This is a genomic window from Streptomyces sp. NPDC111520 (assembly GCF_055635295.1).
In genome coordinates, this window is record NZ_JBVKBW010000033.1 from 21,824 (window position 1) to 43,030 (window position 21,207).

Below are 21,207 nucleotides of genomic sequence, written 5' to 3' on the forward strand. Positions count from 1 at the left end.
CGGTTGAGTGCGGTACCGAACGATGTGGGGCAGCGCCGCGAGCGCCGAGGAGGTACCCCGGCGCGGCACCGACCCCACAACGACCGCGCGAGGCGGTCACTGACCGCGCCGGGCAATCGGGAGGGAGGGCGGGGAATGCCCGAGGCAGGCGCAAACGACCCGCACACGACAGCCGGGCAGCCCGGGGCACCGGGACCGCAGGCGCAACGGACCCGCACACAGCGTCACGCGTCACGCCCCGGCGCGAGCCTCCGCGAGGAACACCGTGAAGTCCGCCACCGCGTCAGCGACCCCCGCCGGGTCCCACTCGAGCGCGGACGCCCCCACCGTGACCTCCGTCATCGCGACCCCCGGCACCTCCGCCGGGGCCCAGCGCCCGAAGAGCGCCGTCTTGGTCTCCTCCGCCTGTCGCACCGCGGCCTCGTTGAGGACGTCCGGGGACTCCGCGAGCCACACCTGGAACTGGTGCGTGTGCGGCACCTCCGGGTGCACCCGGACCCAGCCCGTGCCCGCGGCGAGCGCGTCCCGCAGGGCCGCCGCGACGACCTTCGCGTGGGCCACGTACTCCGGCAGGCGCGGCAGTTCGTGGTCGAGCCCGTCGAGCGCGGACAGCACCGCGGGCCACTGCTGGAAGACGAGGCCGCCGTAGCGGTGCCGCCAGGTGCGGGCCTCGGCGGCGAGGTCGGCGGGGCCGGCGAGGGCCGCGCCGGAGACGCCGCCCAGGGACTTGTAGAAGGAGACGTACACGCTGTCGGCGAGGCCGGCGATCTCGTCGAGGGGGTGCCCGAAGTGCGGCGGGCACTCCCACAGGCGGGCGCCGTCGAAGTGGACGACGGCGTCGCGCTCGCGGGCCGCGGCCACGGTGGCGGTGAGTTCGTCCCAGGTGGGGAGGACGAAGCCGGCGTCCCGGAGCGGCAGTTCGAGCATGAGCGTGCCGAAGGGCTCGTCCATGCCGCGGACCTCGTCCGCGTCGGGTATCCGGCGGGCCGTGGTCGGGTGGACGGTCCGCAGCCCGCTCAGCGCGGACAGCGCGCCGCGCTCGTGCACCTCGGGGTGGGCCAGCGGGTGCAGCGCGACGACGGGGTTGCCGGTGCGTCCTGCCCAGCAGCGCAGGGCGACCTGCTGGGCCATCGTCCCGGTGGGGAACCAGACGGCCTCCTCCGTGCCGAGCAGCCCGGCCACCCGGTGCTCCAGTTCCGCGACGATCCCGTCGCCGTACATGTCGGCGGGGCCGTCCAGGCCGTCCCGCCGGGCCAGTCCGGCCAGCCGTTCGCCCATCGTCGGCGGTTTCCCGTGGGACAGCACGCGGTCGCAGGAGCGTACGGCGGCGATGCGCCGCGCCTTCTCGTCATCGGCAGAGGTCATGGACCGATCCTGCCGTGCGCGAGGGCGCCGGGAAACATTCGCGTAGCATTGACGAGAACGTCCGGTACCCCCGTGAGGACTGGAACGGAAGGCCAGCGCAGCGTGAACGCATCGCACAACCAGGGGCCCCTGCCCCCCGACGTGGAGGCCCGCCCCGCGCGGCTCACGGTCGGCGTCGTCGGCGCGGGGCGGGTCGGTCCCGCGCTCGCCGCCGCGCTGAAACTGGCCGGTCACCACCCGGTCGCGGCGTCGGGTGTGTCCGACGCCTCACGCCGTCGCGCGGCCGCGCTGCTGCCCGACGTGCCGCTCGTGGAGCCGGCCGAGGTGCTGGCCCGCTCCGAGCTCGTCCTGCTGACCGTGCCGGACGACGCGCTGCCCGGGCTGGTGGCCGGTCTCGCCGAGACCGGGGCCGTACGGCCCGGCCAGCTGCTGGTGCACACCTCGGGCCGGTACGGCACCGCCGTGCTGGGGCCGGCCCTGCGCGCGGGCGGGCTGCCGCTGGCCCTGCACCCCGCGATGACCTTCACCGGCACCTCCGTCGACGTGCAGCGGCTGGCCGGCTGCTCCTTCGGCGTCACGGCCCCCGTGGAGCTGCGGATGGCGGCCGAGGCGCTGGTGATCGAGATGGGCGGCGAGCCCGAGTGGATCGAGGAGTCGGCCCGCCCGCTCTACCACGCGGGCCTGGCGATCGGCGCGAACCACCTGGTCACCCTGGTCGCGCAGTCCATGGAGCTGCTGCGTGCCTCCGGCGTCACCGAGCCCGGCCGGATGCTGGGCCCGCTGCTCGGCGCGGCCCTGGACAACGCCCTGCGCTCCGGTGACGCCGCACTGACCGGTCCGGTCGCCCGCGGCGACGCGGGCACGGTGGCGGCGCATCTGGCGGAGCTGCGCGTGCACGCCCCGGAGATGGTGGCCCCGTACGTCGCGATGGCCCGCGCCACCGCGGACCGCGCGCTGGCGGGCGGAATGCTGAAGGCGGAGTTCGCGGAGGCGCTGCTGGGCGTCCTGGCGGACGGCGCCGAAGGGGGAGGGCGATGACGAGGCTGGTGCACACCGCGCGCGAGCTGCGGGAGGCCGTCGGCGGCCGGTCCGGTGAGGCCGGCGTCGTGATGACCATGGGCGCGCTGCACGAGGGGCACGCGACCCTCGTGCGGACCGCCCGCGAGCGGGTGGGGGACGGCACCGTCGTCGTCACCGTCTTCGTCAACCCGCTGCAGTTCGGACCGGGCGAGGACTTCGACCGCTACCCGCGCACCCTCGACGCGGACGTCCGGACCGCCGGGCGGGCCGGCGCCGACGTGGTCTTCGCGCCCTCCGTCGAGGAGGTGTACCCCGGCGGGCAGCCGCGGGTGCGGATCAGCGCGGGGCCGATGGGCCAGGGCTACGAGGGCGCCTCGCGCCCCGGCCACTTCGACGGCATGCTGACCGTCGTCGCCAAGCTCCTCCACCTGACCCGGCCGGACGTCGCCTTCTACGGCCAGAAGGACGCCCAGCAACTGGCCCTCATCCGCCGCATGGTGACGGACCTGAACTTCCCGGCCGAGATCGTCGGCGTGCCCACCGTCCGCGAGCCGGACGGCCTGGCCCTGTCCAGCCGCAACCGCTACCTCTCCGACGGCGACCGCGAGAGCGCCCTGGCCCTCTCCCGCGCCCTGTTCGCCGGACGCGACGCGCTGGACGACGGCCCGGACGCCGTACGGGACGCGGCGCGGACGGTGCTGGAGAAGGGCGACGGCCTGGCGGTGGACTACCTCGCCCTGATCGATCCGGACGACTTCACCGAGGCCGCCCCCGGCCACACCGGCCCGGCGGTGCTCGCCGTCGCCGCCAAGGTGGGCACGACCCGGCTGATCGACAACATCCCCCTGGAGTTCGGAGTCCGCCGATGAGCGGCACAGGTACAGGCATACGGCTGCACGCCCCCGCGCCCGGCTGGGAGCACGAGGCGGACGTGGTGGTCGTCGGGTCCGGCGTGGCCGGGCTGACCGTCGCGCTGCGCTGCGCAGCACAGGGCGCCAAGGTCACCGTCGTCACCAAGGCCCGCCTCGACGACGGCTCCACGCGCTGGGCGCAGGGCGGCATCGCCGCCGCCCTCGGCGAGGGCGACACCCCGGAGCAGCACCTGGCCGACACCCTTGTGGCGGGCGCCGGGCTCTGCGACGAGGAGGCCGTGCGCACCCTGGTCACCGAGGGCCCCGACGCCGTACGCCGGCTGATCGCGACGGGCGCGCACTTCGACACCAGCGAGGCGACGGGCGAGATCCTGTTGACCCGCGAGGGCGGCCACCACCGCCGCCGGATCGCCCACGCGGGCGGTGACGCGACGGGCCTGGAGATCTCCCGGGCGCTGATCGAGGCCGTGCGCGAGGCCAGGATCGAGTTCATCGAGAACGCGCTCGTGCTGGACCTGCTGACCGACGCCGAGGGCCGCGCCGCGGGCGTCACCCTGCACGTCATGGGCGAGGGGCAGCGCGACGGCGTCGGCGCGGTACGGGCCCGCGCCGTGGTGCTGGCCACCGGCGGCATGGGGCAGGTCTTCTCGGCCACGACCAACCCGGCGGTGTCCACGGGCGACGGGGTGGCCCTCGCGCTGCGCGCCGGCGCGGAGGTCTCGGACCTGGAGTTCGTCCAGTTCCACCCGACGGTGCTCTTCCTCGGCCGGGACGCGGAGGGCCAGCAGCCGCTGGTCTCCGAGGCCGTGCGCGGGGAGGGCGCCCACCTCGTCGACGCCGACGGGGTGCGCTTCATGCAGGGGCAGCACGAGCTGGCCGAGCTGGCGCCCCGCGACATCGTCGCCAAGGGCATCACGCGCCGCATGCAGGAGACCGGCGCCGACCACATGTACCTCGACGGCCGGCACTTCGGGGCGCGGATGTGGGAGCGGCGCTTCCCGACGATCCTCGCCGCCTGCCGCGCCAACGGCATCGACCCGGTCACGCAGCCGGTCCCGGTGGCCCCCGCGGCGCACTACGCCTCCGGCGGCGTCCGCACCGACCTGCACGGCCGCACCACGGTCCCGGGCCTGTACGCGTGCGGCGAGGTCGCCTGCACGGGCGTGCACGGCGCCAACCGGCTGGCGTCCAACTCCCTCCTGGAGGGGCTGGTCTTCGCCGAGCGCATCGCCGCCGACATCGCCGAGCACCCCGCGGCCCCCGGCGCCCCGGTGGCCCCGGAGCCGGGCCGCTCCCCGCTGCTGCCCTCCGAGGCCCGCTTCGCGATCCAGCGGATCATGACCCGCGGCGCGGGCGTGCTGCGCAGCGCGGAGAGCCTGGAGGGCGCGGCGGCGGCGCTGAGCCGGATGTACGCCGACGCCGAGGAGCTGCTGGAGCGCGACGGCAAGACGGCCGAGCCCTGCGTGGAGACCTGGGAGGCGACCAACCTCTGCCTGGTCGCCCGGGTGCTGGTCGAGGCGGCCCGCCGCCGCGAGGAGACCCGCGGCTGCCACTGGCGCGAGGACCGGCCGGAGCGCGACGACGAGAGCTGGCGCCGGCACATCGTCGTCCGGCTCCCCTCCAGTGGTGCGGGGCTGCCCGCCGCACCCACTAGTCTCACCATCCGCACCACCCCCACCGCGGACCTTCCCGCAACCCGTCCTGGAACGGAGCCCCAGCGATGAGCACGCCCGACCTCCCCCTCCTGCAGATCGGCGGCGCCGGCGGCGGTGGCTGCGGCGACGGCTGCGGCTGCGGTTCCGGCGACGCGTACGCGCACGACCCCAGCGAGTGCGGTCTCGACCCCGACCTGGCGCAGCTGCTCGCCGACGCCGGGCTGGACCCGGTGCTGGTCGAGGACGTCGCGCACCTGGCCATCGAGGAGGACCTGGACGGCGGGGTGGACGTCACCACCGTGGCCACCATCCCCGAGGACGCCATGGCCACCGGCGACTTCACCGCCCGCGAGGCCGGCGTGGTCGCCGGGCTGCGGGTCGCGGAGGCGGTGCTGTCCATCGTCTGCACCGACGAGTTCGAGGTCGAGCGGCACGTCGAGGACGGCGACCGGGTCGAGGCCGGTCAAACGCTGCTGTCGGTGCGCACCCGTACGAGGGACCTGCTGACCGCGGAGCGCAGCGCGCTCAACCTGCTGTGCCGGCTGTCCGGGATCGCCACCACCACGCGCCGCTGGGCCGACGCGCTGGAGGGCACCAAGGCGAAGGTCCGCGACACCCGGAAGACGACCCCGGGCCTGCGCGCGCTGGAGAAGTACGCGGTCCGCTGCGGCGGCGGCGTCAACCACCGCATGTCGCTGTCGGACGCGGCCCTGGTCAAGGACAACCACGTGGTCGCCGCGGGCGGCGTGGCAGCCGCCTTCAAGGCCGTCCGCGAGGAGTTCCCCGAGCTGGCGATCGAGGTCGAGGTCGACACCCTGCACCAGGTCCGCGAGGCCCTGGACGCGGGCGCGGACCTGATCCTGCTGGACAACTTCACGCCCTCCGACACGGAGGAGGCGGTCGCCGTCGTCGCGGGCCGTGCCCTGCTGGAGTCCTCCGGCCGGCTCACCCTCGACAACGCCCGCGCCTACGCCGCGACCGGCGTCGACTACCTGGCCGTGGGCGCCCTGACCCACTCCTCGCCGATCCTCGACATCGGACTGGACCTGCGGTCCGAGGGGTCGGGACAGGACTGATGCTGCTCACCATCGACGTCGGCAACACCCACACCGTCCTCGGGCTGTTCGACGGGGAAGAGATCGTCGAGCACTGGCGGGTCTCCACCGACCCGCGCCGCACGGCGGACGAGATGGCCGTGCTCATGCAGGGCCTGATGGGCATGCACCCGCTGCTCGGCGAGGAGCTCGGCGACAACATCCACGGGATCGCCATCTGCTCCACCGTCCCCTCCGTGTTGCACGAGCTGCGCGAGGTGACGCGCCGCTACTACGGCGACGTGCCCGCGGTGCTCGTGGAGCCCGGCGTCAAGACCGGTGTCCCGGTGCTCACCGACAACCCCAAGGAAGTCGGCTCCGACCGGATCATCAACTCCCTGGCGGCCGTGCACCTCTACGGCGGTCCGTGCATCGTGGTGGACTTCGGCACGGCCACCACCTTCGACGCGGTCACGTCGCGGGGCGAGTACGCGGGCGGCGCCATCGCCCCCGGCATCGAGATCTCGGTGGACGCCCTGGGCGCCCGCGGGGCCCAGCTGCGCAAGGTGGAGCTGACCCGTCCGCGCAGCGTCATCGGCAAGAACACCATCGAGGCCATGCAGTCCGGCATCCTGTACGGCTTCGCCGGCCAGGTGGACGGCGTGGCCGAGCGGATGGCGCGGGAGCTCGCCGACGACCCGGACGACGTCACGGTCATCGCCACCGGCGGGCTGGCGCCGCTGGTGCTGGGCGAGTCGGCGGTCATCGACGTGCACGAGCCCTGGCTGACCCTGATAGGCCTGCGGCTCGTCTACGAGCGGAACGTGTCGACGACCTGACGACCTGACGACCTGACGACCCGACGAGCGGACGACCTGACGAGCCGACGGCCCGGCGGGTCCGCGGGGGGACGTGCGCGGCGCGCCCGGCCATATCTGGTTACGCGTATTTTGTCCGCTTAGTACGTAAAGTCAGACCATGCCCACGCCACACGGGTCCCGAGGCGGAATGGCGTTCAGCGCGGATGAACTGCGCGTGCTCCGGCGCGCCCTCTCAGCGGCCCTCCAGTCCAGCACCATGATCCCCACCCCCGACGAGGTCAAGGACTACCTGCGCCTCGTCGAGGACGTCGACGAGGCGGCCCGCGAGGGCGGACGGCTGCGGACCTTCCAGCTCGCGGAGCTCGCCAGGTACCGGGACGCGCTGCCGGGCAGCGCCGCCGGCTACCTCGAGCGGCTGACGGGAGCGCTCGACATGGGGTACGTGCCCCTGCCGGACGACCTCGCCGCGCTGCGCCGGCTGCACGACGCGCCGTGCACGGACGCCGAGGCGCACCGCAGGAGGGCCGTGCTGCGCCGCTGCGAGCACCTGGCGGAGCTCGACGTGCGCGCCCGCCTGGAGGCGCGCATCCCCGCGCCCTCGCAGCCCTGCGGCACGCCGTACACGGGCAGGGCGAGGCTGCGCGCGCTGCCCGGCGGCAGGGCCGCCTCCGACGACCCCAAGCCGGGCCCCAAGCCCGACCCGAAGACGCCTCCCACCGAGCCGGCCGCGCCGGAACCCGGTGAGGAGAAGCGCAAGGTGCCCACGCCGGCCGAGATCTTCCCCCCGCGCCGGCGCACCCCGCCGCCCCCCGAGGAGCGCGCCACGGGCTGACGCACAGTCACCGCACAACCTTCCGGAGACGTCACGGGTCCTTCCCGTGACGTCTCCCGTGCGTTCACGGGTGCGCCACCCGGCTGTCGACTTCCTCAGGGGGGAACCCGGCATGAGACCCATCCGGTCCGCGGTGCGCGCCGCGGCCGTCCTCGTCACCCTGGCGGCTGGATCCGCCGCCACTGCGGCCCCGGCAGCGGCCCTCAGGGCCGAACTGCACCTGACCGCACCCGGCGACGTCGGGGTGGCGGCGACGAGCACCACGTACAAGACCTTCGAGATCACCGCCCTGGTCCAGCGCTTCGACGACGGGAAGGTGCCGGAGCCCGCCCACGAGGTCGTCGTCACCATGGAGCTCGCCGCCCTGACCGGGGTCGTGGACGTGGTCCTCCCCGCGGACCTGTGCGCCACCTCGGGCAGCACGGCCACCTGCTCCCTGGGCACGGTCGACCACGCCGGCACCGCGATACCCGTGAAGATACGGGCCGCCTCCGGCTCCAGGACCGACGACGCCGCGACGCTGCGCTACTCGGTCGGCGCGAAGGACGCCGGGCCGGATCCCGACAGCATGACCGCCACCCGGATCACGGTCGGCACCGGCCCGGACCTCGTCGTGCCGAAGCTGTCCACCGTCTCCGACGTACGGCCCGGGGACACCCTCGACCTGCCGGTCGTCATCGCCAACGTCGGCGACCGGCCGACCCGCGGCGGTGTCTCCGTGATGGTGGGGACCAACCTCACCGGCTCCGGCGGCGCGGGCCTGGCGGTGGCGGGCGACTTCGGCAACTGCCGCTACGACCCGCTCGACCAGGCCCAGCGGGGCGCCTTCGTCTGCCACTTCGACACCGACATCGCTCCCGGCGAGGTGTGGGAACTCGCGCGGCCACTGAGGATCGACGTCGAGCCCGGCGCCACCGACGGCAGGGTGGGTTACCAGGCCGACGTGATCGGCGGAAGGCTCGACGACGTCGTACCCGGCGGCACCCCCGGCACCGGGGCCCCGCTCACCCTCGTCCGCACGGCCCGGGCCCCCGCGGCGAAGGACACGGGCGGCCCGGGGGCGGCGGCCCGGTCGCTCGCCGCGCAGGAGGGCTGGGACGTCGACTACAGCGACAACCTCGGCGGCCTGGAGATCAGGCTGTACGACCCCGAGGGCCCGGCCCCCGGCCACCGCGGGGCGGACCTGGTCGCGATCGGGGACACGGTCCGGGCGACGGCCGGAGACCGGACCGAGGCCGTCGTGGGCCTGCGCAACGAGGGCGACGAGGCCGCGCGGGCACGCGGCACCAGCGGGACCGGGCCGGCCACCTGGGTAGCGGTGGAGATCCCCCACGGGGTGCGGGTGACGGCGCGTGACGGCGCCTGCAGGCTGACCACGAACGCGGACTGGGACGACTACCCGGGCGGCGCCACCTTCGGCGACGACCCGGAGGACGTCGCGCCGGTGCCGACCGGGACGATCTACTACTGCTCCACCCGGCACTCGATCGAACCCGGCACCTCCCAGACCTTCTCCTTCACCCTCGTCGCGGCCCGGGCACTGGACGAGGCCACCGGCCTCGTCTTCGCGGCCTCGGACTACGGCGTGGACCGGGAGGGCCAGAAGAACAACGCGGGCGTTCTGACGGTCACGGCCGAGGCGCCGCCCGGTTCCGGCGGGAGCACCCCGGGCGGTTCGGGCGTGGACCCGGCCGGCGGCACGGGCGGATCCCTTGCCGCCACCGGCGCGGGCCCCGTGCGCCCCCTGGTGGCCGGCTCGGCGGTCTGCGCGGCCCTGGGGGTGCTCCTGGTGGCGGCGGTCCGCCGCAGGGCGCGTACGGGCGGGTAGCCGCCCGGAGCGACGCACTCGTGGCCCCGGCCCGCACCGCAGCGGGCCGGGGCCACGTCACGACCGCCCGGGGACCAGGCCCCCGGGCCCCGGGCCCCGGAGGAGGTCCGCCGAGGGGGCCGCGCGGGGGCGTGGCTACCCTGGTGCCATGGACTACGTCTCCGCGCTCGTGCCCCCCACCGTGATGGCCATCGCGTTCACCTTCCTCATCCGGACGCTGATCAGGAGCCAGGGCGGGGTCAACAAGGCCAAGGAGGACGCGGTGGTCGACGCCGCGCTGTCCGGCGCGCAGCCCCCGGCCCAGCGGTCGGGCGGCACCGAGCACCGGGTGTGACCTCGACATTCCCGGCATTCCGGGCATTGTGCCCGTGAGCAACTAGTATTCGGGTGTGCCCCGTCCTTTGGGAGACCTCGAAGACGCCGTGATGACCCGGGTGTGGCGCTGGAACCGCCCGGCGACGGTGCGCGAGGTGCTGGAGGATCTCCGGCGGGAGCGTTCGATCGCCTACACGACGGTCATGACCGTAATGGACAACCTTCATCAGAAGGGCTGGCTCCGGCGGGAAGCCGAAGGGCGCGCCTATCGCTATGAGGCGGTATCCACTCGCGCCGCTTACTCGGCGGCACTCATGCACGAGGCGTGGGCCGCGAGCGACAACCCCGCCGCCGCCCTTGTCGCCTTCTTCGGCATGATGTCGGCGGAACAGCGAGAAGCGCTCCGTGACGCAATGCGGGTGGTGCAATCAGCTGATCCGGGTGACCCCGGCGAGACGGACGGATCGGCCGGGCGATAGCGTCCGCACATGCCCGCCGCATCAAATGACGTCACCATCCGCAGGGCGCGGACGGCCGACGTGCCGGCTGTCCGGCGACTGCTCGACGCGTATGTCCGCGACCGCATCCTGCTCGACAAGCCGACGGTGACGCTTTACGAGGACATCCAGGAGTTCTGGGTGGCCGAACACGACCACGACGCCGAGGTGGTGGGCTGCGGCGCACTGCACGTGATGTGGGAGGACCTCGCCGAGGTGCGCACCCTCGCGGTCGACCCCGCGCGGCACGGCACGGGCGTCGGGCATCTCGTGCTGGAGAAGCTGCTGCAGACGGCGCGCCGGCTGGGAGTGCGGCGCATTTTCTGCCTCACCTTCGAAGTGGACTTCTTCGCGAAGCACGGCTTCGTCGAGATCGGCGAGACGCCGGTCGACGGCGATGTCTTCGGTGAGCTGCTGAGGTCAAAGGACGAGGGCGTGGCCGAGTTCCTGGACCTCGAACGAGTGAAACCCAACACCTTGGGCAACAGCCGGATGCTGTTGCATCTGTGAGACCGCCCACGGTGGCCGCCCGGCACAACAGTATGTCCGAAACGTTCCGCGGAAGACCGCCGGGATGCGTACCGGGCCGGGAGCAGTTCGGGCAAGGGGTTTGAGTTTTCCGGGAAAAGGCGGTTTGCTTTTACCGGTAATCCGTATTCGATGAAAGGGAAGCCGGTGGCACAGAAGGTTCAGGTCCTTCTTGTTGACGACCTCGACGGCGGCGAGGCGGATGAGACCGTGACGTTCGCACTCGACGGAGTGACGTACGAGATCGACCTCACCACCGACAACGCCGACAAGCTGCGCGGTCTCCTCGGCCCGTACGTGGACGGCGGCCGCCGCACCGGTGGCCGCGCGGGCCGCGGGCGCGCCGCGAAGGGTGCCCCCCGCGGGGGCGCCGCGAGCCAGGACACCGCGAAGATCCGCGCGTGGGCGAAGGAAGAGGGCTACGAGGTCAACGACCGCGGCCGCGTCCCCGCGCAGATCCGCGAGGCGTACGAGAAGGCGCACGGCTGATCGGTCCGGGCGACCCGCAGCCGGACCCGGTGGCAGGCGGTCGCGAGCGCGGAGACCAGGGGCGTGAGGCCCACGGTCCCCCCGGAGCGTCCGTCCGCCGCGGGGCCGGGCTGCGTGCCGAGCGTCATGGCGGGCAGGTGGAGCGGCGCGCCCGCGTGGCGCCCGCCGTCCGGGACGGGCGGCCGGAGCCAGGCGGGCGCGCCGTCGTCGTAGGCGGCCCCGGCGCCGCGCAGCGGCACGAGGTCGAGCGGGATGCCGCTCCACTCCAGCCAGTCCAGCAGGCCGGGCAGTTCCTCGGCGCTGCCGGGGGCGACGAAGAACCGCATCCGCTGCCCCGCCAGGGCGACCGGCCCCGTCCGGGGCGCCGGGAAGCGGCCGAGCACCTCGTGCCCCGCCTCCGCGGGGACGTCGAGCGCGTCCGCGTGTTCCAGGGTCGCCGGGACCCGTGAGGCCTGCATGCCCTGCGCAACGCCCCCCGGGCGTCCGGGGTTACGAGGCGGGTCACCGGGAGTGCCCGGCGGCCGGTGTGCCGTCACCCTCCGTGAATCCACCCGACGCAAGTCTGTTCGCCTATAGCAGACAGCGGGCGTGCTCCCGGCATGGACTGTCCGTGCGGGCGGGTAAGAAATACCTAGTGGGAACGGACGACGGCCATGTCGGACAGGTGGGACGTTCGCCCTCGGCGTACTGGATAAAGGGCTATCCGCCTGGCCTGCGGGAACATCGTCTCGCACCATCGGGTTGAGGCTGTTGTCGACGGCGCGGGGGTTAACGACCTCGCCAGGTGTCGACGGTTGAAGTGAGCTGCCCCGCTGTGCGGGACTAGCATGCGGAAGGACAGGGAGGGGACACGCCCCTAACTGCCCGACCGCTCTGAGGAGCGATTAACGATGTTCGAGAGGTTCACCGACCGCGCGCGGCGGGTTGTCGTCCTGGCTCAGGAAGAAGCCCGGATGCTCAACCACAACTACATCGGCACCGAGCACATCCTCCTGGGCCTTATCCACGAGGGTGAGGGTGTCGCCGCTAAGGCCCTGGAGAGCCTCGGGATTTCGCTCGAGGCGGTCCGCCAGCAGGTGGAGGAGATCATCGGCCAGGGCCAGCAGGCCCCGTCCGGGCACATCCCCTTCACCCCCCGGGCCAAGAAGGTCCTGGAGCTGTCGCTCCGCGAGGCCCTCCAGCTCGGCCACAACTACATCGGCACCGAGCACATCCTGCTCGGCCTGATCCGCGAGGGCGAGGGCGTCGCCGCCCAGGTCCTCGTGAAGCTGGGCGCCGATCTCAACCGGGTGCGGCAGCAGGTCATCCAGCTGCTCTCCGGCTACCAGGGCAAGGAGGCCGCCACCGCCGGCGGCCCGGCCGAGGGCACCCCCTCGACCTCGCTCGTCCTGGACCAGTTCGGCCGCAACCTCACGCAGGCCGCTCGTGAGACCAAGCTCGACCCGGTGATCGGGCGCGAGAAGGAGATCGAGCGCGTGATGCAGGTGCTGTCGCGCCGCACCAAGAACAACCCCGTCCTCATCGGCGAGCCCGGCGTCGGCAAGACCGCCGTCGTCGAGGGCCTGGCCCAGGCCATCGTCAAGGGCGAGGTCCCCGAGACGCTGAAGGACAAGCAGCTCTACACCCTGGACCTCGGGGCCCTGGTGGCCGGCTCCCGCTACCGCGGTGACTTCGAGGAGCGCCTGAAGAAGGTGCTCAAGGAGATCCGCACCCGCGGCGACATCATCCTGTTCATCGACGAGCTCCACACCCTGGTGGGTGCGGGTGCCGCCGAGGGCGCGATCGACGCCGCCTCGATCCTCAAGCCGATGCTCGCGCGCGGTGAGCTGCAGACCATCGGCGCCACCACGCTCGACGAGTACCGCAAGCACCTGGAGAAGGACGCGGCCCTGGAGCGCCGCTTCCAGCCCATCCAGGTCGCGGAGCCGTCGCTGCCGCACACCATCGAGATCCTCAAGGGTCTGCGGGACCGCTACGAGGCTCACCACCGGGTGTCCATCACGGACGCCGCCCTGGTGGCCGCGGCGACCCTCGCCGACCGCTACATCTCGGACCGCTTCCTGCCGGACAAGGCGATCGACCTGATCGACGAGGCCGGCTCCCGGATGCGCATCCGCCGGATGACCGCTCCGCCGGACCTGCGCGAGTTCGACGAGAAGATCGCCGACGTGCGCCGGGAGAAGGAGTCCGCGATCGACTCGCAGGACTTCGAGAAGGCCGCTTCCCTCCGCGACAAGGAGAAGCAGCTGCTCTCCGCGAAGACCAAGCGGGAGAAGGAGTGGAAGGCCGGCGACATGGACGTCGTCGCCGAGGTGGACGAGGAGCTGATCGCCGAGGTCCTGGCCACCGCCACGGGCATCCCGGTCTTCAAGCTCACCGAGGAGGAGTCCTCGCGTCTGCTGCGCATGGAGGACGAGCTGCACAAGCGCGTCATCGGCCAGAAGGACGCGATCAAGGCCCTCTCGCAGGCCATCCGCCGCACGCGGGCCGGTCTGAAGGACCCCAAGCGCCCCGGTGGCTCGTTCATCTTCGCCGGCCCGTCCGGCGTCGGTAAGACCGAGCTCTCCAAGACGCTCGCCGAGTTCCTCTTCGGCGACGAGGACGCGCTGATCCAGCTCGACATGTCCGAGTTCAGCGAGAAGCACACCGTCTCGCGGCTGTTCGGCTCCCCGCCCGGATACGTCGGCTACGAGGAGGGCGGCCAGCTCACCGAGAAGGTGCGCCGCAAGCCGTTCTCCGTCGTCCTCTTCGACGAGGTCGAGAAGGCCCACCCGGACATCTTCAACAGCCTGCTGCAGATCCTGGAGGACGGTCGGCTGACCGACTCCCAGGGCCGGGTCGTGGACTTCAAGAACACGGTGATCATCATGACCACCAACCTCGGCACCCGGGACATCTCCAAGGGCTTCAACCTCGGCTTCGCGGCCGCGGGCGACGTCAAGACCGGGTACGAGCGGATGAAGGCCAAGGTCGGCGAGGAGCTCAAGCAGCACTTCCGCCCCGAGTTCCTGAACCGTGTCGACGACATCGTGGTCTTCCACCAGCTCAGCGAGGAAGACATCATCCAGATCGTCGACCTGATGATCGCCCGGGTGGACGAGCGCCTCAGGGACAAGGACATGGGCATCGAGCTCAGCCCGGAGGCCAAGTCGCTGCTCGCCAAGAAGGGCTACGACCCCGTGCTGGGAGCCCGGCCGCTGCGCCGGACGATCCAGCGGGAGATCGAGGACGTGCTCTCCGAGAAGATCCTCTTCGGTGAGCTGCGCACCGGTCACATCGTGGTCGTGGGCACCGAGGGCGAGGGCGAGAACGTCAAGTTCACCTTCCGCGGTGAGGAGAAGGTGGCCGTCGCCGACGCTCCTCCGGTCGAGGCGGCCGGCGGGCCGAACCTCAGCAAGGAAGCATAACCGCAGGTAATCGCAGAGCGATCCGGCCCCGTCCGCACAATAGTGCGGGCGGGGTCGTCGTGTTTTGTGTTCCCCATGAACCCACCCTTGTTGCGCCGGTTGCATTTGTGGAAAGGTGAGCGATGTTCAGCACGGACCCTTCCTTCTCCGTGCTCCGGCCGGTGTCGTGCCGTCATTCCGGCAGGCATTCGAAAGGATCAGCCGAGAGTGAGGAGCGGCCGCCTTGCCCCTTCACCGGCGCCCCGGCCTCACCTCCCCCCACGTAGCTGCGTGCCGCGCCGGCGCATTGGTTCGTACTTTTCCCGGCGGGGTGAACGCGGAAGGAAACTCTCGTTGAAGGAATCCCCGCATCCGAATTCCGCGCACCCCGGCCGGCTGTTCGGCGTACCGGACGAGTCCCTGTCCGGCGAGATCGGAAAGGCCCTGGGAAAGGAGGGTGCACACCAGCCGTTCGAGGAGTTGCTGGCCCGCCATTGGCGGCCGGTCTCCGAGTACGCGGAGTTGTGCACGGTCTCCGGACACGCCGCCGGGATACTCGCGGCGGCCGCGTTCACCCGGGTCTTCGTCGACACCCTGCGACTGACCGGGCCCTCGGCCGCCTGGCGCCCCGAACTGCTGATCACCGTCCACAAGATCTCCGAGGAGTGGGCCGTCGACCGCCGGCGGGCCTGGCTCCACCGGCGGCTGCGGCCCCGGCCCGACCAGACCGACGCCCGCCTGGCCGTACCGGAGAACCGCCGGCTGGCGAACCGGGCCTTCATGCGGCTCCCCGAACCCGCCCGCTGCCTGCTCTGGCACGCCGAGGTCGACGCCGAGCCGCTGGACGTGCCCGCCGGGCTCCTCGGCATCGACCCGGAACGGGCCGCGGGCCAGCTGCAGCTCGCCCGCACCCGCTTCCGCGAGGCCTGCGTCCAGGCGCACCGGGACCTCGCGCCCTACGAGGCGTGCCTGCAGTTCAGCCGCCTGCTGGACATCTCCGTCCACCGCGGCGGCGCCGGGCTCGTACCCGACCTGCAGCGTCACATCGCCCGGTGCGACCACTGCCGCTACGCGGCCGAGCAGCTCGACCACTCCGGGGACCGGCTGGGCGTGCTGATCGCCGAGGCGGTGCTGGTCTGGGAGGCGCGGGGCTACTACGACTCGCGGCCCACCCGCCGGGCGGCGCGTGACAACGATGCCGGGAACGGCTCCGGCGCCGCTCCGGGACGCCGCCAGGGCGGCCGCAGGCGCAGGGCCGCGAAGAACGGGCCCCGGCGGCTCGTCGCGACCCTGCTGGGGCTCGGCGGCTTCGCCCTCGCGACCGCCCTGGTCGTCGGTCTCACGAGCGGTGGCGGCGACGGCGACGACCGCGCCGCCGCGACGGCGCCCACCGCGGTCACCGCCTCCCCCACCGTCCCGTCCCCGGCCGGCGGCTCGGACACCGCGCCCGCCTCCGGCACGACCACCACCGGCCCCCTGCCCGAGGACGGGCTGCGCGGCCGGCTCCGGAACGACGACAACGACCTGTGCGTCGACCTGACCGGCCGCCGGACCGTCATCGGCACCGGGACGATCACCGCGCGCTGCGACTCCGGCGCCACGCAGTTCTGGTCGTACGAGCCGGACGGCCTGATGCGCAGCGTCGCCCAGCCGGCCTACTGCCTCAACTCGCACCGCGGCCCCGCGCTGGAACTGGGCCTGTGCACGGCGTCCTTCGTCACCGGCGCCCAGGACGTGCGGTACGACCTCACCCTCACGGGGGACCTGATCCCCCGCTGGAACCAGCAGCTGGCGGTCGCCCCCGAGGGCGGCGCGCCCGGCGCGGAGGTCGTCCTCAGGCCCCGGGACGGCCGGCCCGTCCAGCGCTGGGCCTTCGACACCTCGATCGCCCCGCCCCGCTTCCAGTCGGTGGCGTACACCACCGGCTCCCGGCTGCGCGCCGATTCCACCCGGGTGGCCGTGCCGCCCTCGGCGCCGCCGAGCCCGACGCCCTCGGCCACCGCCTCCGCGACGGCCGGCGGGGACGGCCCCGGCCGGGAGCGCGGCGGGCGGGGCCGCGGCCACGGCGGCTGGGACGGCTGGAGGGACCGGGACGAGGACTAGCCTCCACGTGGTCCGGGGACGACGGTGACGCCCGCCGGCAGCCGCTCGGCCCCGGCGATTCGGTCGGCGGGCAGCGCGACCCGCACGGTCAGCGGTCCGGGGTGGGCCGCGAGCGGCGACAGGTCGAGCCGGCCGTCGGCCGGGGCGGCCAGCTCCAGTTCCCGCAGTGCGGCCGGCACGCCGGACGACGCCCAGTCGGCGGGCAGCCCCGGGCCGAGCAGCGCGAGCCTGCGCAGACCCCGCTGGCCCGCCAGGAAGCGCAGGTCGGGCAGGGCGCAGTCCTGCATCCGGACCTCGGTGAGGTCGAGCCCGGCCACGTATGCGGCCAGCTCGTCCGCGGGCAGGTCGCCCCGCAGGTCCAGGCGGGCGGGCCGCAGGCCGAGCCGGCGCAGCTCGCGCAGCTGCCCGGCGGAGCGGACGGTGAAGTCCAGCCCCTCCGGGTCGAGACGGGCGATGACCTCCTCCGCGTACACGGCGGCGTCGAAGCGGTGCCAGGACCACATCAGCTGGGCGCGGACCCGCAGGAACGGGTGCCCGGCGAAGCCGCCCAGGTAGCGGGCCGCCCGGTCCGAGGGCAGGTGGCAGGCGGCGACCACCACGTGGAGGGCGTCCTCGTCGGAGAGCCCGTCGGGGCCGGGGAGCAGGTCCAGGACGAGCGGCCCGGCCTCGGCCAGGGCGCGGGCCTCCGCCGCGTCGGCGGGCGGCACCAGCGCCGCGGCCCGTGCCTCGACGGCTTCCCGCACGTCCGGGTCGAGGGCGGTCGCGTGCTCCAGGCAGGCCGCGGCGAGCAGGTGCAGCCGTGCCCGGGTGCGGCGGTCGCCGGCGCCGTCCCCGCGGTCGAGGAGGTCCCGCAGGACCGCGGCCCGCTCGTGCGGACGGGCGAGGGCGACCGCCATGCGCAGGACGTCCTCCCACCGGTCGTCCGCGGCGTGCGCGGCGAGGAGCCCGAAGTCGCCCTCCTCCACGGCGGCGCGGGCGCCCAGGTAGTCCTGAAAGGTGCGGTGCACGAAGTCGACCGTGCCGGGCGCGGGCCGGCGCAGCACGCTGCCGCGGTCGAGGAGGTGGGCCAGCACGGTGGCGGCGTCACCGAGCGCCGCGGCCTCGGGGACGGCGGGCAGCGCCCGCGCCACGACGGCCTCGGCCCGGTCGAGGTCCATCTCGGTGCGGCCGTTGCGGACCAGCCAGTGCGCCAGCCGCTGCAGCAGCTCCGTCTGCGCCTCCTCGCGCAGCGGCACGACCGCGGTCTGCCGTTCGCGGTCCCGGCGGACCAGCAGCATCGACAGCGCGGCGGCGTAAAGGTCCTTCCTGGCCCGGGGCAGGTAGCCGCGGCCGTCGTGGTGCAGGGCGCAGATCAGGCCGCACATCAGGGGGTTGCCGGCGAGCCGGGCGAGGTCCGGCTCGGTCCGTACGGCGGCGAGCAGCCCTTCGGCGTACCCGGCCGCCTCCGGCCCGGCGGCGGCGTGCCAGCGGCGGACGAAGGCGGCGACGCCGGCGGGACCCATGGGCGTCAGGGCCAGTTCGGTGAAGCCCTCCGGGGCCAGCCAGTCCTCCCGTACGGCGGAGGGGCGGGAGGTGACCAGCCAGCGGTTGCCGGGATGGGCGTCGAGCAGGTCGCCGAGCCACTCTCTGGCGCGGCGGCGCCCGGCCCCGGGGATCTCGTCGATGCCGTCCACCAGCAGCAGCCCGCGGCCCTCGGTGAGGACGCGGGCCTCCCAGCCGGCCGGCTGGGTACCGGCGAGCGGGCAGCCGGCGGCGGCGAGGAAGTCGCGGGGGACGGGGAGCGGCCCGCCGTGGCCGGCGAGGGTGCGCAGCGGGAGGACGAACGGGATCCGGTCCTCCAGGTACGCCATCGGCCCGTCCGGGTCCTGACGCGCGCAGGCGATCGCCAGCCACTGCACGAGCGTGGTCTTGCCCGACCCGGCCTCGCCGCGCAGCAGGACCCGTTCGTGCGCGGCGAGCGCCCGGTCGGCGGGGCGCGGGTCGGCGGCCCCCTGCGGCACGCCGTCCGCGGGCCCGGCGGACGGTGCCGCCTGCAGGCTGAGGTAGGCGCTGTCGAGCGGCCAGCGGTCCGGGGTGTCCGCCAGGTCGAGGCCGTGGATCGTGAGCCGCCCGTACTTCATCTCGACGTACCGCAGGTAGCGCCGCTCGAAGGCGGCGTCCTCGCCGCCCGGCAGCGGACTGCGGGAGAGCAGTTCGTCGACGCGGGCGGTCAGCTCGCCCAGCGCCCGGCTCTGCTCGACCAGGGTGGCGGCGACGAAGGTCGAGCGCTGGGTGAAGAAGTGCAGGATGTGCAGGCAGGCCGTGTCGAGCAGCCGTTCGTGGAAGTACGCGCCGTCGGTGCTGAGTTCCCGCTCCGGCGAGCCGGCCGCCCGGTGCAGGGCGCGGGCGAAGGCGGTGTGGCCGAGGTCCACGGCCTGCAGGTCCGTGAGGTCGAGGTCGCCCAGGGCACGCAGCGAGGCCGCGAGGGCGTCCGCGACGGCGGTCTCCTCGTCGGCGCCGACGGGGCGCTCCCCGGCGCGCAGGGCCCGGCGCACCAGCGCGGCGGCCAGGGCGCGCAGGTCCCCCTCGGTCAGGGTGCGTTTCTCGCCCCTGAAGGAGACCCGGGAGGAGATGCGGACCGGCCGGTCCACGAGCCCGGCGCCCGGTCCTTCGGCCACGAAGAGCCGCTTCACCAGAGGTCCCGCCACGGCCGACGCCAGCCGTACGCCCACGGCCGAAGGATCCACGTTCCCGCCCCCCGTCGTACGGAGCGCGCTTTTCGCATTCCCCGCGCCTCGCGAGCTCCCGGATTTCTTCTTCCCGTGTGACCCGGGCCACGGGCCCTAGGTCCCGAAGGGCAATTCCCTTTGGTCCCGGGGCCGGTGACGTGACCCACGTGACCTGGGCCACGTACGAATCACCTTAGGGGACGGAGCCCCTGCCGCAGGCGGCCGAGCGGGGTCTGCCGGGCGCCGGCTACGAAAGAAGGCAGTAGACGGGGGGGTTTGTACTGGGCCGGAATGCCGGGTTAACAAGGGATCGCGGCGAACACGTCGCAAAAGTCTTGTCCGGCTATTTCCGCGAGGTAATTCCGAATGCGCATGCCCAAGATCTCGAACTCCGTCTTCCGCGGCCGTCGTACCGTCGTCACCGCCGGTGTGTGCGCCTCGCTGGCACTCGGTGCGGCAGGCACGGCCATGGCGGAGACGCAGAGCGGGAGCCTGCTGGGCCTCGGCGCTGCCGGGAAGCTGGCGGACGCCACCCGGGCGCAGGCCGACGTGCAGCAGCGCGCCGCCCAGGCCGTGAAGGCCGACCGCCACGCGCACGCCGAGCTGCACTGGAAGCACCAGAACCACCTGTCGCGGTCCGCGAAGAGCGCCCCGCAGCAGCAGCAGCAGAGCAGCAACAGCGGCTGGTCGGTGCCGGTCAAGAAGTACGCGCTGTCCGCCGGTTACATGCAGGACGGCGCCCGCTGGGCGCACAAGCACTCCGGCCAGGACTTCGCCGTGCCGATCGGCACCAACGTCCACGCCGTGAGCTCCGGCACCGTCGTCGAGGCCGGCTGGGGCGGCGCCTACGGCAACAACATCGTGATCCGCCACGCCAACGGCATGTACTCGCAGTACGGCCACCTGTCCGCGATGCAGGTGCGCGTCGGCCAGCACGTCGGCGAGGGCCAGCAGATCGCGCTGTCCGGCAACACCGGCAACAGCACCGGCCCCCACCTGCACTTCGAGATCCGCACGACCCCGTACTACGGCTCGTCCGTCAACCCGCTGCCCTACCTCCGGGCTCACGGCGTGTCGGTCTGACCCCCGTAGGTCCTGGCGATCAACTCCTGGGCGACCTCGAGGACGGCGGCACGCTTGTCCTCGGGGTCGCCCTCGAGGTTCTGCATGGCGAACATCCCGGCGTGCATCGCGAAGACCGCGGTGATCGAGCGCACCTGGTCGGTCAGCGGCGCGTCCGGGTCCTTGAGCAGGGAGTGGACGGCGAGCAGCTTCGTCTTGAAGGTCTCGCCGATGCTGAGGTCGCGGACGCTGGCCTGGTTCTCCTGCACGAAGCGGAACAGCGGGCCCGCGCTCCACAGCGCGTCCGCGTAGCGCCGCAGCACCTCGCACTTGGTCTCCAGGGTGCGGGGCTGCTCGTTGGCCCAGGCGATCAGCTCGTCGACCGGTGAGGCCAGGTCCTCGACGATGCTGTTGAGGATGTCCTCCTTGGTCTTGAAGTGGTAGTACAACGCCGCCTTGGTCACGTCCAGGTGCTCGGCGATCTCGCGCAGGGACGTCTTCTCGTATCCCTGCTCGGCGAAGAGCTCCAGCGCGACGTCCTGGATGCGGCGTCGCGTATCACCTCTGCGTGCGTGGGGCGTTGCCATGGGCGCACTTTAACTTACTTGACGCCCGGCTAGTAAGCCGCATACTGTCAGGGTGCCCCAGGCAACTAGCCGGGCGGCAGGTAAGCAACCTCAAGTCAAGACAGA

18 protein-coding genes are annotated in these 21,207 nt (G+C 73.2%); 14 read left to right on the forward strand and 4 right to left on the reverse strand.

Features of this window, described 5'->3' with window-relative positions:
• Positions 1–231: 231 nt before the first annotated feature.
• Complete coding sequence (locus tag ACZ7MY_RS40605) at positions 232–1,365, reverse strand: threonine aldolase family protein (protein ID WP_499610793.1); 1,134 nt, start codon at positions 1,363–1,365, stop codon at positions 232–234.
• Between the two features lie 102 nt (positions 1,366–1,467).
• Here ACZ7MY_RS40605 and ACZ7MY_RS40610 point away from each other — a divergent pair, with 102 nt between their 5' ends.
• From ACZ7MY_RS40610 to ACZ7MY_RS40660, 11 genes are all read left to right on the forward strand, one after another.
• Complete coding sequence (locus tag ACZ7MY_RS40610) at positions 1,468–2,403, forward strand: Rossmann-like and DUF2520 domain-containing protein (RefSeq protein ID WP_499610796.1); 936 nt, start codon at positions 1,468–1,470, stop codon at positions 2,401–2,403.
• Positions 2,400–3,254, forward strand: coding sequence for a pantoate--beta-alanine ligase (gene panC, locus ACZ7MY_RS40615; RefSeq protein ID WP_499610799.1), 855 nt, complete (start codon positions 2,400–2,402; stop codon positions 3,252–3,254). The genes ACZ7MY_RS40610 and panC overlap by 4 nt, the downstream gene beginning before the upstream one ends.
• Entirely contained in the window at positions 3,251–4,981 is a 1,731-nt protein-coding gene (locus tag ACZ7MY_RS40620; protein ID WP_499610802.1) for an L-aspartate oxidase, read from the forward strand. The genes panC and ACZ7MY_RS40620 overlap by 4 nt, the downstream gene beginning before the upstream one ends.
• Positions 4,978–5,988 (forward strand): carboxylating nicotinate-nucleotide diphosphorylase, encoded by a 1,011-nt coding sequence (gene nadC, locus ACZ7MY_RS40625; protein ID WP_499610805.1) that lies wholly within the window; start codon positions 4,978–4,980, stop codon positions 5,986–5,988. The genes ACZ7MY_RS40620 and nadC overlap by 4 nt, the downstream gene beginning before the upstream one ends.
• Positions 5,988–6,785 (forward strand): type III pantothenate kinase, encoded by a 798-nt coding sequence (locus tag ACZ7MY_RS40630; RefSeq protein WP_499610808.1) that lies wholly within the window; start codon positions 5,988–5,990, stop codon positions 6,783–6,785. The genes nadC and ACZ7MY_RS40630 overlap by 1 nt, the downstream gene beginning before the upstream one ends.
• A gap of 139 nt (positions 6,786–6,924) precedes the next feature.
• Positions 6,925–7,599: a hypothetical protein gene (locus tag ACZ7MY_RS40635; protein WP_499610810.1), complete on the forward strand. Its 675-nt coding sequence runs from the start codon at positions 6,925–6,927 to the stop codon at positions 7,597–7,599.
• 112 nt (positions 7,600–7,711) lie between these two features.
• Positions 7,712–9,427 (forward strand): hypothetical protein, encoded by a 1,716-nt coding sequence (locus ACZ7MY_RS40640; protein WP_499610813.1) that lies wholly within the window; start codon positions 7,712–7,714, stop codon positions 9,425–9,427.
• Between the two features lie 148 nt (positions 9,428–9,575).
• Positions 9,576–9,761 (forward strand): hypothetical protein, encoded by a 186-nt coding sequence (locus ACZ7MY_RS40645; protein WP_499610816.1) that lies wholly within the window; start codon positions 9,576–9,578, stop codon positions 9,759–9,761.
• Between the two features lie 55 nt (positions 9,762–9,816).
• Positions 9,817–10,221, forward strand: coding sequence for a BlaI/MecI/CopY family transcriptional regulator (locus ACZ7MY_RS40650; protein ID WP_499610819.1), 405 nt, complete (start codon positions 9,817–9,819; stop codon positions 10,219–10,221).
• Positions 10,222–10,230: 9 nt separating this feature from the next.
• A complete protein-coding gene (locus tag ACZ7MY_RS40655) occupies positions 10,231–10,749 on the forward strand; it encodes an amino-acid N-acetyltransferase (protein ID WP_499610821.1) in 519 nt (172 codons plus the stop codon).
• A 165-nt stretch (positions 10,750–10,914) separates the two neighbouring features.
• Complete coding sequence (locus ACZ7MY_RS40660) at positions 10,915–11,256, forward strand: histone-like nucleoid-structuring protein Lsr2 (RefSeq protein WP_499610823.1); 342 nt, start codon at positions 10,915–10,917, stop codon at positions 11,254–11,256.
• Here the strand turns inward: ACZ7MY_RS40660 and ACZ7MY_RS40665 are convergent.
• A complete protein-coding gene (locus tag ACZ7MY_RS40665) occupies positions 11,187–11,714 on the reverse strand; it encodes an SCO3374 family protein (protein ID WP_499610826.1) in 528 nt (175 codons plus the stop codon). The two genes, ACZ7MY_RS40660 and ACZ7MY_RS40665, sit on opposite strands and share 70 nt — an antisense overlap.
• 432 nt (positions 11,715–12,146) lie before the next feature.
• Between ACZ7MY_RS40665 and ACZ7MY_RS40670 the strand changes: the two genes are divergently transcribed.
• Together ACZ7MY_RS40670 and ACZ7MY_RS40675 are read left to right on the forward strand one after the other, a co-directional pair.
• Complete coding sequence (locus tag ACZ7MY_RS40670) at positions 12,147–14,663, forward strand: ATP-dependent Clp protease ATP-binding subunit (protein WP_018559555.1); 2,517 nt, start codon at positions 12,147–12,149, stop codon at positions 14,661–14,663.
• A 333-nt stretch (positions 14,664–14,996) separates the two neighbouring features.
• Positions 14,997–16,745, forward strand: coding sequence for an RICIN domain-containing protein (locus tag ACZ7MY_RS40675; protein WP_499610828.1), 1,749 nt, complete (start codon positions 14,997–14,999; stop codon positions 16,743–16,745).
• Here the strand turns inward: ACZ7MY_RS40675 and ACZ7MY_RS40680 are convergent.
• Positions 16,742–19,471 carry an NACHT domain-containing protein gene (locus ACZ7MY_RS40680; RefSeq protein WP_499610831.1) on the reverse strand — a complete coding sequence of 910 codons (2,730 nt, stop codon included), beginning with the start codon at positions 19,469–19,471 and terminating at the stop codon, positions 16,742–16,744. The genes ACZ7MY_RS40675 and ACZ7MY_RS40680 overlap by 4 nt on opposite strands.
• Before the next feature lie 348 nt (positions 19,472–19,819).
• On the opposite strand from ACZ7MY_RS40680, the gene ACZ7MY_RS40685 reads away from it, so the two are divergent.
• Positions 19,820–20,536: a M23 family metallopeptidase gene (locus ACZ7MY_RS40685; protein WP_499610834.1), complete on the forward strand. Its 717-nt coding sequence runs from the start codon at positions 19,820–19,822 to the stop codon at positions 20,534–20,536.
• Here the strand turns inward: ACZ7MY_RS40685 and ACZ7MY_RS40690 are convergent.
• Positions 20,518–21,102 carry a TetR/AcrR family transcriptional regulator gene (locus ACZ7MY_RS40690; protein ID WP_499610837.1) on the reverse strand — a complete coding sequence of 195 codons (585 nt, stop codon included), beginning with the start codon at positions 21,100–21,102 and terminating at the stop codon, positions 20,518–20,520. The two genes, ACZ7MY_RS40685 and ACZ7MY_RS40690, sit on opposite strands and share 19 nt — an antisense overlap.
• Positions 21,103–21,207: the final 105 nt, after the last annotated feature.

Coding starts and splice junctions, on each gene's coding strand:
- ACZ7MY_RS40665 (WP_499610826.1), bottom strand. CDS start 11,714: ATGCAGGCCTCACGGGTCCCGGCGACCCTGGAACACGCGGACGCGCTC.
- ACZ7MY_RS40630 (WP_499610808.1), top strand. CDS start 5,988: ATGCTGCTCACCATCGACGTCGGCAACACCCACACCGTCCTCGGGCTG.
- ACZ7MY_RS40640 (WP_499610813.1), top strand. CDS start 7,712: ATGAGACCCATCCGGTCCGCGGTGCGCGCCGCGGCCGTCCTCGTCACC.
- ACZ7MY_RS40655 (WP_499610821.1), top strand. CDS start 10,231: ATGCCCGCCGCATCAAATGACGTCACCATCCGCAGGGCGCGGACGGCC.
- ACZ7MY_RS40645 (WP_499610816.1), top strand. CDS start 9,576: ATGGACTACGTCTCCGCGCTCGTGCCCCCCACCGTGATGGCCATCGCG.
- ACZ7MY_RS40635 (WP_499610810.1), top strand. CDS start 6,925: ATGCCCACGCCACACGGGTCCCGAGGCGGAATGGCGTTCAGCGCGGAT.
- ACZ7MY_RS40685 (WP_499610834.1), top strand. CDS start 19,820: ATGCGCATGCCCAAGATCTCGAACTCCGTCTTCCGCGGCCGTCGTACC.
- ACZ7MY_RS40690 (WP_499610837.1), bottom strand. CDS start 21,102: ATGGCAACGCCCCACGCACGCAGAGGTGATACGCGACGCCGCATCCAG.
- nadC (WP_499610805.1), top strand. CDS start 4,978: ATGAGCACGCCCGACCTCCCCCTCCTGCAGATCGGCGGCGCCGGCGGC.
- panC (WP_499610799.1), top strand. CDS start 2,400: ATGACGAGGCTGGTGCACACCGCGCGCGAGCTGCGGGAGGCCGTCGGC.
- ACZ7MY_RS40605 (WP_499610793.1), bottom strand. CDS start 1,365: ATGACCTCTGCCGATGACGAGAAGGCGCGGCGCATCGCCGCCGTACGC.
- ACZ7MY_RS40620 (WP_499610802.1), top strand. CDS start 3,251: ATGAGCGGCACAGGTACAGGCATACGGCTGCACGCCCCCGCGCCCGGC.
- ACZ7MY_RS40670 (WP_018559555.1), top strand. CDS start 12,147: ATGTTCGAGAGGTTCACCGACCGCGCGCGGCGGGTTGTCGTCCTGGCT.